This is a genomic window from Streptomyces sp. NPDC102467, assembly GCF_044765445.1.
Classification (GTDB): domain Bacteria; phylum Actinomycetota; class Actinomycetes; order Streptomycetales; family Streptomycetaceae; genus Streptomyces.
Genome location: NZ_JBIWKA010000011.1, coordinates 171,002 through 183,433, shown reverse-complemented (window position 1 = coordinate 183,433; position 12,432 = coordinate 171,002). Strand labels below are relative to the sequence as shown.

At 71.1% G+C, this 12,432-nt stretch carries 11 protein-coding genes and 1 riboswitch; of the genes, 9 read left to right on the top strand and 2 right to left on the bottom strand.

Going from position 1 to position 12,432, the window contains the following annotated elements:
• Nucleotides 1-84: 84 nt before the first annotated feature.
• The 8 genes from ACIREE_RS23975 to ACIREE_RS23940 all read left to right on the top strand — a co-directional run bounded on the left by ACIREE_RS23975 (nt 85) and on the right by ACIREE_RS23940 (nt 8,234).
• Nucleotides 85-339, top strand: a complete 255-nt coding sequence (locus tag ACIREE_RS23975) for a hypothetical protein (RefSeq protein WP_404155623.1) — start codon at nt 85-87, stop codon at nt 337-339.
• Nucleotides 340-352: 13 nt separating this feature from the next.
• Entirely contained in the window at nt 353-1,519 is a 1,167-nt protein-coding gene (locus ACIREE_RS23970; protein ID WP_404155620.1) for a flotillin family protein, read from the top strand.
• Between the two features lie 208 nt (nt 1,520-1,727).
• Nucleotides 1,728-1,835, top strand: a riboswitch (cobalamin riboswitch).
• 92 nt (nt 1,836-1,927) lie between these two features.
• Nucleotides 1,928-3,151: a prenyltransferase/squalene oxidase repeat-containing protein gene (locus ACIREE_RS23965; protein ID WP_404155618.1), complete on the top strand. Its 1,224-nt coding sequence runs from the start codon at nt 1,928-1,930 to the stop codon at nt 3,149-3,151.
• Nucleotides 3,148-3,801 carry an SCO2322 family protein gene (locus ACIREE_RS23960; protein ID WP_404155615.1) on the top strand — a complete coding sequence of 218 codons (654 nt, stop codon included), beginning with the start codon at nt 3,148-3,150 and terminating at the stop codon, nt 3,799-3,801. Before ACIREE_RS23965 ends, ACIREE_RS23960 begins: the two co-directional genes overlap by 4 nt.
• Before the next feature lie 4 nt (nt 3,802-3,805).
• A complete protein-coding gene (locus ACIREE_RS23955) occupies nt 3,806-4,933 on the top strand; it encodes an energy-coupling factor transporter transmembrane component T (protein ID WP_404155612.1) in 1,128 nt (375 codons plus the stop codon).
• Nucleotides 4,930-6,555, top strand: a complete 1,626-nt coding sequence (locus tag ACIREE_RS23950) for an ABC transporter ATP-binding protein (protein WP_404155608.1) — start codon at nt 4,930-4,932, stop codon at nt 6,553-6,555. Before ACIREE_RS23955 ends, ACIREE_RS23950 begins: the two co-directional genes overlap by 4 nt.
• A 236-nt stretch (nt 6,556-6,791) precedes the next feature.
• A complete protein-coding gene (locus tag ACIREE_RS23945; RefSeq protein ID WP_404156051.1) occupies nt 6,792-7,583 on the top strand; it encodes an ECF transporter S component in 792 nt (263 codons plus the stop codon).
• 240 nt (nt 7,584-7,823) lie between these two features.
• Nucleotides 7,824-8,234: a transglycosylase SLT domain-containing protein gene (locus ACIREE_RS23940; protein WP_404155605.1), complete on the top strand. Its 411-nt coding sequence runs from the start codon at nt 7,824-7,826 to the stop codon at nt 8,232-8,234.
• Nucleotides 8,235-8,282: 48 nt separating this feature from the next.
• On the opposite strand, the gene ACIREE_RS23935 is transcribed toward ACIREE_RS23940, so the two are convergent.
• Both ACIREE_RS23935 and ACIREE_RS23930 read right to left on the bottom strand, forming a co-directional pair.
• Nucleotides 8,283-9,557, bottom strand: coding sequence for an alpha/beta hydrolase family protein (locus tag ACIREE_RS23935; RefSeq protein WP_404155602.1), 1,275 nt, complete (start codon nt 9,555-9,557; stop codon nt 8,283-8,285).
• 89 nt (nt 9,558-9,646) lie between these two features.
• A complete protein-coding gene (locus ACIREE_RS23930) occupies nt 9,647-10,816 on the bottom strand; it encodes a steroid 3-ketoacyl-CoA thiolase (protein WP_404155601.1) in 1,170 nt (389 codons plus the stop codon).
• 284 nt (nt 10,817-11,100) lie between these two features.
• Between ACIREE_RS23930 and ACIREE_RS23925 the strand changes: the two genes are divergently transcribed.
• Entirely contained in the window at nt 11,101-12,351 is a 1,251-nt protein-coding gene (locus ACIREE_RS23925) for a cytochrome P450 (RefSeq protein ID WP_404155598.1), read from the top strand.
• Nucleotides 12,352-12,432: the final 81 nt, after the last annotated feature.

Sequence of the window (12,432 nt, the reverse complement as noted above, 5' to 3'; positions counted from 1 at the left end):
GTAGATGGTCGGAGCGTTGCCGCAGGCGTATGGTCTGGCTCGCAAGAGCTCTTCTGAGCTGGAACAACAAGGGGGCGGCCGCCAATGGCGCCGGACGAGGCTGTTGTCGGCTGTACGGGGAAGCTGGTCATCGGCACGCGTGGGGCCGGTGGGCCGGGTGAGGTGTTGGTGCGGGTCAGAGGCGGCACGGAGACGTTCATCGCGTACTCCGACGAACCGCTGACACGGGACTCGACCGTACTGGTCATCGAGTCCCTCGGGCACCGGCAGGTCTCCGTCATGGCCTGGAGCGATCCACTGCTCGATCCGCCGCTCGGCGGCGACGGCGGCGCCCGCTAAGGAGACGTCAAGGATGTTCGGATATCGCGTTCCCGCACCCGACGAGGCGATGCTGATCTCGGGCGGCAGGCGGGGACTTGGGGGAGCGCCGTTCCGCGTCGTCACCGGGCACGGGAAGTTCGTGCTGCCCGTGTTCCGCAAGACCCGCTTCCTCTCGCTCGCCATGAGCGAGGCGGAGGTGGTGGAGAAGTGCGTGACCAAGCAGGGCATCGCCCTGACCGTGCGCGCCGTCATCGCGTTCAAGGTCGGCAACGACCACGAGTCGATCGTCAACGCCGGTCAGCGCTTCCTCTCCGACCAGGAGCAGATGTCCGTCCTCACCGGGCGGATCTTCGCCGGTCACCTGCGGTCCATCATCGGCTCGATGACCGTCGAGGAGATCGTCACCGAGCGGCAGAAGCTCGCCACCGAGGTGCTCGACACGTCGAAGGCCGAGATGGCCAAGATCGGTCTGCACGTCGACTCGCTGCAGATCCAGTCCATCGACGACGGCAGCACCGGGTACATCGAGGCGATGTCCCGGCCGCACAAGGCCAACATCCAGCGGGCCGCGCAGATCGCCCAGGCGCAGGCCACGCAGGCCTCCACCGAGGCGGAGCAGGCGGCCGCCCGTAAGCAGGCCGAGTTCGCGCGGCAGACCGCGATCGTGCAGGCCCAGTACAGCGCCGAGGTGGACCGCGCCAAGGCGGAGGCCGACCAGGCGGGACCGCTGGCGCTGGCCCGCGCCCAGCAGGAGGTGCTTGCGGCCCAGACCGAACTGGCGCTGAAGCAGGCCGAGTTGCGGGAGAAGCAGCTCATCGCCGAGATCGTGAAGCCGGCCCAGGCCGACGCGGAGCGCATCCGGGTCCTCGCGCTGGCCGAGGCCGAGCGGATGAAGATCCAGGCGGAGGCTGCCGCGTCGTACGACCGGGTCGCGCTCGACCGGATGCTCATCGATCAGCTGCCGCAGATCGTGAAGGAGGCGTCGGCGGGCCTCGCCGGGGCCAACGTGAATGTCCTGAACGGCGCCGACGGGCTCGGCGAGATCGCGGCCGGTCTGGTCGGTCAGGGCCTGACGATCCTCGACTCGGTCCGCAAGAACCTCAGCGGGCAGGAGGGCACGGCGGCGCCCGGCGCGGTCATCGAGCGGTATCTCGGGGCGCCCCGGGCGGATGACGACGGGCCTGTCGACATCCGCTGACGCCATTGCCGGGGGCGGGCGGGTGCAGAGCTTCCCGGTGAGTGCGGGTGCGGGTGCGCTGTGGCGGTTCGCGCAGTTCCCCGCGCCCATGGCGGGGGGATTCGCCGCCGCATGGGGTGATCGCCGTTGCTCGCGCGCCTGGCGGGGTCCCTCGCCGTACGGGCTGTCGCTCCCGTTGGCTCCTCGGAGGGTGGGGAGGACGGGCCGGTACAGTGGGCGGGTCGACAGAATGCGCGTACGAGGGGAAGCCGGTGCGAATCCGGCGCTGACCCGCAGCCGTGAGAGCCGGAATGCCTCTTACACGCCTGATCGGCTCAGGTCCGTCGAGGCATACGGAGCCGGAGCCGCCCGGTGCCTGTGTGTGCCGTGCCGCCCGGATCCCCCGCAGGGAGAGGCACCCGCCCCACCATGAACATTCGCCGCAGCGCCGCGCTCGTCGCCGCGACCGTCGTGATCGGCGCCGTGAGCGCGCAGGCCGCGGTCGCGGACAGTGCCTCCCCCTCGCCGAAGGTCGTCGTACCGTCGGGTCTCTACGGGAAGTCCGACCCCACCTATGACGGCGTGTGGCGGCAGTCCCTCGCCTTCGTCGCGCAGGACACGGCCGGTGTGCACCCGGCCGAGAAGGCTGTCGCCTGGCTCGCCGGCCAGCAGTGCGAGAACGGCGGCTTCGCCGCTTTCCGCGCCGATCCCGGCAAGGCGTGCGACACCAAGACGCCGGTCGACAGCAACAGCACCGCCGCCGCCGTGCAGGCCCTGGTCGCGGTCGGCGGCCGGGACGACGAGGTCGCCAAGGGCGTCGACTGGCTGAAGAAGAACCAGAACGACGACGGCGGCTGGGGCTACAACCCCGGCGGTGACAGCGACGCCAACTCCACCTCCGTCGCGCTCGGCGCACTCGCCGCCGCGGGCCAGAAGCCGGCCGAGGTGAAGTCGGGCCCGGGCAAGTCCGGCCTCGACGCGCTCGCCTCCCTCGCCCTGCCCTGCTCCGACGGCAAGAGCGCGGGCGCCGTCGCCTACCAGCCCGACAAGAAGGGCAAGCTCGCGGCGAACGCCGACGCCACCGCGGCCGGTGTCCTCGGCGCGCTCGGCAGCGGCTTCGCGCCCGGCAAGGGCAAGGCCCCGGGCGCGTACACGTGCGAGGACGGCACGACGCCCGATGCCATCGCGCACAACGGCGCCGTCTACCTCCAGAACCAGCTCTCCACCCACCTGTACCTGAAGTCCCAGCTGGCCGGCGCCGAGGACCAGCCCGACTACGGCAACACCGCCGACGCGGTCACCGCGGTCGCCGCCGCCGAGGGCATCAAGTACACGAAGGACCCGTACGCCTGGCTGGAGAAGAACGCCAAGCCCTGGGCCGCGCAGTCCGGACCGGCGGCCTACGCCCAGCTGATCTTCGCCGCGCACGCCACGGGCAACGACCCGCGCGACTTCGCCGGCACCGACCTGGTGAGTGCCCTGAACAAGACCGGCCCCGCGCCGGCCGACGCCGAGTCGAAGAGCGATACCAACGACAAGGGTGACAAGAGCGACGGCGGCGGCTTCGGCACCTGGTGGATCGTCGGCGTCATGTTCGTCGCCGCCGTCGGCGCGGGCTTCCTGATCAGCGGCCGCAAGAAGCAGCAGCTGTGACCCGCAGGGGAACGGCCGGGCTCGTCCTCGGCCTGCTGGTCGCGCTGCTCGGGCTCACCGTGGCCCCGGCGCAGGCGGCCGGCTACCGCTACTGGTCGTTCTGGGAGCGGGAGAACCACGCATGGACGTACGCGTCGATGGGCCCGTCGGGGACCACACCCTCCGACGGTGACGTGCAGGGGTTCCGGTTCGCGGTGAGCGCGGACTCCAAGGACGCCACGCGGCCGCGCGGCACCGCCGACTTCGCCACGATCTGCGCCGACACCCCGGCGAAGAGCGGCGACAAGCGCGTGGCCCTCGTCATCGACTTCGGCACGGCGCAGGACGCGCCGGACCACGAGGTCCCGCCGGAGCGGCGCACGGCCTGCGCGCAGGTCGGTGCGGACGCCACGTCGGCCGACGCGCTCGCCTCCGTCGCCAAGCCGCTGCGCTACAACAGCAACGCGCTGCTGTGCGCCGTCTCCGGTTTCCCGGGGGCCGGCTGTGGCGAGCAGGTGACCCACAAGGCCACGGAATCCGTGGAATCTCCGGACGCGAACGCCGGGAAGTCCTCCCATGCGGGCCCGTCCGTCAGTGTCATCGCCGGTGTCGCCGTCGTCGCCGCGCTCGGCGTCGGCGCGATCTGGCAGGCCAAGCGCCGCCGCGGCTGACGCGATGACCGGCCGTACGTTGCGGGCCCCGCGGGCCCACCGCTCCAATGCCGTGCACCCGGGCGCCTGGTGGATCTGGGCGCTCGGCCTCGGCACGGCGGCGTCCCGCACCACCAACCCCCTCCTGCTCGCCCTGCTCATCGGCGTCGCCGGGTACGTGGTGGCGGCGCGGCGGACCGAGGCGCCGTGGGCGCGTTCGTACGGGGCGTTCGTGAAGCTGGGCCTGGCGGTGATCGGCATCCGCCTGGTCTTCGCCACCGTCCTCGGCTCGCCGATCCCCGGTACGCACCTCCTCTTCACGCTGCCCGAGGTACCGCTGCCGGACTGGGCGCAGGGGGTGCGGATCGGCGGCAAGGTCACTCTTGAGGGCCTGACCTTCGCGCTCTACGACGGCCTGAAGCTGGCCACGCTCCTCATCTGTGTGGGCGCCGCGAACGCGCTCGCCTCCCCCTCCCGCCTCCTGAAGTCCCTCCCGGGCGCGCTGTACGAGGCGGGGGTCGCGGTCGTCGTGGCGATGACGTTCGCACCGAACCTGATCGCGGACGTACGCCGCCTGCGCGCGGCACGACGGTTGCGCGGCCGCCCGGACAGCGGCCTGCGCGGCCTGCTCCAGGTGGGGCTGCCGGTCCTGGAGGGCGCGCTGGAACGCTCGGTGTCCTTGGCGGCCGCGATGGATGCCCGCGGCTACGGCCGCACCGCCGAAGTCCCCACGGCAGTCCGCCGGGCCACCGCCGCGCTCACCCTCGGCGGACTGATCGGGGTCTGCGCCGGAACGTACGGCCTCCTCGCGGCGTCCGGCGCGGGCTACGGCCTCCCGCTCCTGCTCATCGGGGTCGCCTCGGCACTGGCGGGCCTGTGGCTCGGCGGCCGCCGCTCGGTGCGCACCCGGTACCGCCCCGACGCGTGGGGCGTGCGGGCGTGGCTGATCGCGGCGTCCGGGGCGGCGGCGGCCACGATCATGATCTGGTCGGGCACGCAGGACCCGTCGGCGCTGCAACCACAGGTCGTCCCGCTGGTCGCCCCCGCTCTGCCGCTGTGGCCGGCGGCGGGCATCCTGCTCGGCCTGCTCCCCGCGTTCGTCGCCCCCGCCCCGCACCCCACGCCGAAGCAGCCGACGGAGGCAACACAGTGATCCGCTTCGAGAACGTCTCCGTACGCTACGACGACGTCCCGCACCCCACCGTCGCCGGCATCGAACTCACGGTCCCCGAGGGCGAGTTGATGCTGCTGGCCGGCCCGTCCGGAGTGGGCAAGTCGACCCTCCTCGGGGCGGTCAGCGGACTCGTCCCGCACTTCACGGGAGGCACGCTCACCGGCCGGGTGACGGTCGCGGGGCGCGACACCCGCACCCACAAGCCGCGCGAACTGGCCGATGTGGTCGGCACGGTGGGCCAGGACCCGCTCGCCCACTTCGTCACGGACACGGTGGAGGACGAACTCGCGTACGGCATGGAGTCGTTGGGCCTGGCGCCACCGGTGATGCGGCGCCGCGTCGAGGAGACCCTCGATCTATTGGGTCTGGCCGGTCTGCGCGACCGCCCGATCGCCACACTCTCCGGCGGCCAGCAGCAACGGGTCGCCATCGGCTCGGTCCTCACCACCCACCCCCAGGTCCTGGTCCTGGACGAACCGACCTCGGCGCTGGACCCGGCGGCAGCCGAAGAGGTCCTCTCGGTCCTCCAACGCCTGGTCCACGACCTCGGCACCACGGTCCTCCTGGCCGAGCACCGCCTGGAACGAGTCGTCCAGTACGCGGACCAGGTGGCCCTGCTGCCCGCCCCCGGGGAGCCGCTGCTGGTCGGGGACCCGGCCATGGTGATGGCACGCTCCCCCGTGTACCCCCCGGTCGTAGGACTCGGACGGCTGGCGGGCTGGTCCCCGCTGCCCCTCACGGTCCGGGATGCCAGGCGCGCCGCGGGCGGTTTGCGAGAGCGCCTTGCCGCCCTGGGCGGGTCACCGGACGTCGCCTCCGACAAGGCCGGTCACGCCGCCCCTCACGGAACCGATCTCGCCGTCACCCGGAAGCTGGGGGTCCGCCGGGGACGGGTGGAGGCTCTCCGCCACGTCGATCTCACGGTTGCTCCGGGCGAGATCATCGCGCTCATGGGCCGCAACGGGGCGGGCAAGTCCACGCTCCTCTCCACTCTCGTCGGCATGATCAAGCCCAGCACGGGATCGGTCCTGGTCGGCGGGGCGGACCCGCACCGACTGACGCCCCGGAACCTGATCGGCAAGGTGGGCCTGGTCCCCCAGGAACCCAGGGACCTGCTCTGCGCGGACACGGTGGCGGCGGAATGCGCGGCGGCGGACAAGGACACGGACGCCACCCCGGGCACCTGCCGGGCGCTGCTCACCGACCTGCTCCCCGACATCGCCGACGCCACCCACCCCCGCGACCTCTCGGAGGGCCAGCGCCTCACCCTCGCCCTGGCGATCGTCCTGACGGCGGCCCCGCCCTTGCTCCTCCTGGACGAGCCGACCCGGGGCCTGGACTACGCGGCGAAATCCCGACTGATCAAGATCCTTCGCGACCTGTCCACCCAGGGCCACGCGATCATCATGGCCACGCACGACGTGGAGCTGGCGGCCGAGCTGACGCACCGGGTGGCGATCCTCGCGGACGGCGAGATCGTGGCGGACGGCCCGACCCCGGAGATCGTCACGTCGTCCCCGTCCTTCGCCCCCCAGGTGTCAAAAATCCTGGCTCCCCAGCAATGGCTCACGGTCACCCAGGTGGAGCGGGCCCTGTCATGACTCACCGAGACGACGAGGAACCGGACGTCCAGTCGCGTACGAAACGGGAGGGGACGCGTCGGGGTGCCCCCGCAGGACACCGCGGGAACCCAGCACCGGACGCCGCGCCGAAGGCGCCCAGGTGGCGTGGAGACCCATCCGGCCGAGGAGGCACGCCGGCGCGGCCCCGCCCCACGACACAGCAGGCGGCGCAACGACCCGGCCGACGACAGGGCGGACGGGCGAACCCCGTCCGCCTGGGCCCCCGCTCCGTCATCGCCCTCCTGCTCGTGAGCGCCGTGGGCGTGGTCGCCATCGGCTGGCCACTGATCACCGGCCCCGGATCCCAGGTGAACGCCCACGCCCAGGACGCGCCCTGGCTCTTCGCGGGCCTGCTGGTCCTCCTGGTCGCGGTGGTCGCCGCCACGATCTCCGAGTCCGGCATGGGCCCGAAAGCGGTGGCGATGCTCGGCGTCCTGGCCGCCGCAGGAGCCGCCCTGCGCCCCATCGGCGCGGGCACGGCCGGCATCGAGCCCATGTTCTTCCTCATGGTGCTCAGCGGCCGGGTCCTGGGCCCGGGTTTCGGCTTCGTCCTCGGCTCGCTCAGCATGTTCGCGTCCGCGCTGCTCACCGGCGGGGTCGGCCCCTGGATGCCGTTCCAGATGCTGTCCATGGGCTGGTTCACGATGGGCGCGGGCCTGCTCCCGGGCCCGTTCAGGCTGCGCGGGGCAGCCGAGCGGGCGATGCTGGCCGCCTACGGCTTCCTCGCCGCCTTCGCGTACGGCACGATCATGAACATGGCCGGCTGGCCCTTCATGAACGCCCTCGCCTCCTCGGTCGCGTACCAGCCGGACGCCTCGCTCCACGACAATCTGGCCCGCTTCGTCGCGTACTGCCTGGCCACCTCGCTCGGCTGGGACCTGGGCCGGGCCGCGCTCACCGTCGTCCTGACGCTGACCGTCGGGGGCGCCGTCCTGAACGCCCTGCGCCGCGCCACACGACGGGCCGCGTTCGAGGCCCAGGTCACATTCGACGGCCCGGTGCCGTGAGACGGGGCACATGACGGAGGTCACCTACGAACGGGGCTCGTAGGTAGGACGCACGACCTACTCCCTCCGCACCCCACTCCGGCCTGCGGTACAAGCCCCCACCCCCAAAGGGACAAATACCCCACATACTAAGACAACTAGCAAATGGGGTCTTTGCGGACCACCCTGGGGCCCTGTTTCTCTGGAGCAGTCGCCGAACGCAGAGCGACGACACCCCCGTCCCCCACGGAAGGCCCCGCTTTGTCCGCCACGCTCCTCCGCCGCGTCGCCACTCCGAAGAAGGCCATCGCGGGCGTCACCCTCGCGGCCGCCGCGACCGGCATGGTCTTCGCTTCGGCACCGGCTCAGGCCGCGTCCGCTTCCACGTCCGCGAAGACGATCGCGCAGAAGAAGATCGCGGACTCCGCGGAGTTCAGCTGCTTCGACAAGATCGTGTCCCACGAGAGCGGCTGGAACCCGAAGGCGACCAACTCCTCGTCCGGCGCGTACGGCCTGGTGCAGGCGCTGCCCGCGAACAAGATGGCGTCCGCGGGCGGGGACTGGAAGTCGAACCCCGAGACGCAGATCGAGTGGGGCGTCAAGTACATGAACGACCGGTACGGCAGTGCCTGCGGCGCGTGGGCGCACTGGCAGGCCAACGGCTCGTACTGAGCCGAGTTCCAGCGAGGCGGCACCTTTCGGGTGCCGCCTCTTTTTGTTCTACGACCCGGCGGCGAAAAACCTCACCACCTGAGGCGCCGCTTTCTGAAAGCCGCCGAAATGGTCCACGGCCCCTTGGTCGAGCACCGGCACCGGCCCCCGGACCCCGGCCCGTTTCAGCTGAGCCGCACAGCTCCGCGCGTTCCCGATGGGCACGTCCGTGTCACCGGCGGCCGCGTACAGCCGTACCGGAACATCCGGCTTCCAGGCACACGTACCGTCGTTCGCTTCCAGAACAGCCTTCAGCGCCCCGGTCGGGTGCTTCATCCGCGCGTAGAACTCGGGGGTGAGGAGTTCCTTCAGGGTCGCGTGGGCGGGAAGCTCCTTCACCACGTCCTCCTCCGTATGGTCCCCGTCGAAGAGCGCCTCGACCCGGTCGGCGTAGGGCGCGCGGAAGACGTCGCGCGGGTCCTTGTAGAGGGGGTGCAGCCGATTCTGGGCGACCAAAAAGTAGGAAACGTAGAACAAGGCACTGGTGTCGTTGATCCGCCCGTCGAAGAGGGCGGGTATTTCAACGCCCGTCAGGTCGTAGGGCCCGCTGACAGGGGCGAGGGCACGCAGCCGGAAGTGCCGGTCGGCGCCGGAGTCCAGGGCGCGGCCGAGCGCCATGGCGACCTGGCCGCCCTGGGAGAACCCGGTGGCGTACACGTCGCCGGTGAGCGGGCGGCCGAGCCGGTCGGCGGCGTGCCGGGCGGCGCGCAGCATGTCGAGGGAGGCGGTCACGGACGAGGCGGTGTCCATATACGGGTGGGGCCCGGCTCCCTGCCCGAGGCCGAGATAGTCGGGTGCGGCGACGGCCTTGCCCGCGGAGGCGTTCAGATACGAGGGGACGCGCCCGAAGTCGTCGCCGACGGAGGGCGCGTACCCCCGGTTGACCATGGTGCCGTGCGTGTCGGAGACGAGGTCGAGACGGTGCGCACCGCCGACGGGCAGGGTGAACAGGCCGGTGGCGGTGGTGGGCCGGCCGTACGCGTCGACGGTCCGGTAGGCGAGCCGGTACGCGGTCACCCCGTGCCGGGTGCTGCTCGCGTCCATGTCGCGGTCGGTGAGCCAGCGCGTGACACCGGCCCGGTCGAAGGACGCGACACGGGTGACGGAGACGAGCGCGCCGCGCTGTTCCCGAGGGGCGGCGGAGGCCGTGGCGGGCCGGTCGAGCGCGACGGCGGCGGGAGCGGCGAGGCCTCCGGCGAGCAGCAGCGCGACGGCCACGGCGGCCCCTCGGAGCGGAGCCGAAGTACCGCTGCCGGACACCGAGTTGTGCGTGTTTTCGGTCATGGCAAGACGGTATGGATCACCCCGCGGCCCCGACATCCGAGCCGCCCCCGGACAAGGGGTGGACATAAGCCCACCCCACCCGAGAGGTCTCAGAGCCGCTGAATGATGGTCCCGGTGGCGAGCGCGCCGCCCGCGCACATGGTGATGAGGGCGAACTCCTTGTCCCGGCGCTCCAGTTCGTGCAGAGCGGTGGTGATGAGCCGGGCGCCCGTGGCCCCCACGGGGTGCCCGAGAGCGATGGCTCCGCCGTTCACGTTGACCTTCTCCAGGTCCTGCTCGAAGACCTGCGCCCAGCTCAGGACAACCGACGCGAACGCCTCGTTGATCTCGACGACGTCGATGTCCTTCAGCGACATACCGGCCTTCCCGAGCACGGCCCGGGTGGCATCGATGGGCCCGTCCAGGTGGAAGTGCGGGTCGGACCCGACCAGCGCCTGCGCCACGATCCGCGCCCGGGGCTTGAGCTTCAACGCCCGCGCCATCCGCTTGGAGGCCCACAGGATGGCGGCGGCCCCGTCGGATATCTGCGAGGAGTTGCCGGCCGTGTGCACGGCGGTCGGCATGACGGGCTTCAGCCCCGCCAGGCCCTCCATCGTGGTGTCGCGCAATCCCTCGTCCCGGTCGACGAGCCGCCACATGCCCTGCCCGGCGGCCTGCTCCTCCTCGGTCGTGGGGACCTGCACGGCGAACGTCTCGCGCTTGAAGCGCTCCTCGGCCCAGGCGACGGCGGCCCGCTCCTGTGACAGCAGCCCCAGCGAGTCGACGTTCTCCCGGGTCAACTCACGCCTGCGCGCGATGCGTTCGGCGGCCTCGAACTGGTTCGGGAGGTCGACGTTCCACTCTTCGGGAAACGGCTTGCCTGGCCCGTGCTTCGACCCCGACCCCAGCGGCACCCGGGACATGGCCTCGATGCCGCAGCTGATGCCCACGTCGATGACGCCCGCGGCAATCATGTTGGCGGTCATGTGCGAGGCCTGCTGGGACGACCCGCACTGACAGTCCACCGTCGTGGCGGCGGTCTCGTACGGCAGGCCCATCGTGAGCCAGGCCGTGCGCGCCGGGTTCATGGACTGCTCGCCCGCGTGCGTGACCGTGCCGCCGACGATCTGCTCGACGCAGTCCGCGTGGATGCCGGTGCGCCCGAGGAGTTCGCGGTACGTCTCCCCCAGCAGATACGCGGGATGGAGGTTGGCCAGCGCGCCGCCGCGCTTGCCGATCGGCGTACGTACGGCTTCGACGATGACGGGCTCGGCTGCCATGACGGTCGTCCTCTCACGCTTCCCGGACCAGCAGGACCAGAACCGGTTCGCACCCCGCACGCACCGCACCCGCGGTCCCGTACGCACCGCACACGCACCCCGCACACGAAACTAGAACGCGTACCAGTTCTCCGTGCAGTCTCGATGCGATTACCCCGGGTACGCAAGGGGCGTGCAAGCACCGCGCACGGAACCGACACACCCGCGACCCTTGCCTCTTCTAGAACGCGTTATTACCTTTCCAGCCAGACCTGACGGACTGTCAGACCACCCGGGAGAGACCCATGCCGTGCCCCGCGCTGCCCGACGGGTTCGACTTCACCGACCCCGACCTGCTCCAAGACCGCGTGCCCTACCCGGAGTTCGCCCAGCTGCGACAGGCCGAACCGGTCCGCTGGATCGAACAGGAACACGGCGTCTCCGGCTTCGACGACGCCGGCTACTGGGCGGTGACCCGGCACGCGGACGTCAAATACGTCTCCACCCACCCGGAGATCTACTCCTCCAACCTCAACACGGCCGTAATCCGCTTCAACTCCTCGATCCAGCGTGACCAGATCGAGGTCCAGAAGATGATCATGCTGAACATGGATCCGCCCGAGCACACGCGCGTGCGCCAGATCGTGCAGCGCGGCTTCACACCGCGCGCCATCCGTTCCCTGGAGGACGCGCTGCGCACCCGGGCCCGCGAGATCGTCACGACGGCGCTTCAACAGGCGGGCCCGGACGGCTCGTTCGACTTCGTGACGAACGTGGCGGTGGAGCTCCCCCTCCAGGCCATAGCCGAGCTGATCGGCATCGCGCAGGACGACCGCTCCCGGGTCTTCGACTGGTCGAACAAGATGGTGGCGTACGACGACCCCGAGTACGCGATCACCGAGGAGATCGGCGCCGAAGCGGCCATGGAGATCGTCGGGTACGCGATGAACCTCGCCGCGGAGCGCAAGCAGTGCCCGGCGAAGGACATCGTCAGCCGGCTCGTGGCGGCGGAGGACGAGGGCAACCTGTCATCGGACGAGTTCGGCTTCTTCGTGATCCTGCTCGCGGTCGCGGGGAACGAGACGACCCGTAACGCGATCACCCACGGCATGCACGCGTTCCTCACCCACCCCGACCAGTGGGAGCTGTACAAGCGTGAGCGGCCGGGCACCACCGCCGAGGAGATCGTGCGCTGGGCGACGCCCGTCGTCTCCTTCCAGCGCACGGCGACCCAGGACACGGAACTCGGCGGCCAGAAGATCAAGGCGGGCGACCGTGTCGGCATCTTCTACTCCTCGGCCAACCACGACCCCGAGGTCTTCGAGAATCCCGACGCCTTCGACATCACCCGCGACCCCAATCCGCACCTCGGCTTCGGCGGCGGCGGACCGCACTTCTGCCTCGGCAAGTCCCTCGCCATCCTGGAGATCGACCTGATCTTCAACGCGATCGCCGACGCGATGCCCGGACTGCGGCTGGCCGGCGACCCGCGCCGGTTGCGCGCGGCCTGGCTGAACGGCGTCAAGGAACTCCAGGTATCGACCACGGACGGCTGAATCTCGACCAATCCCGCCCGCCAGTGAACATTTCCGTTGCACACAGCGTCTTCGTCCACGGACCATGCCCAGACCCACAAC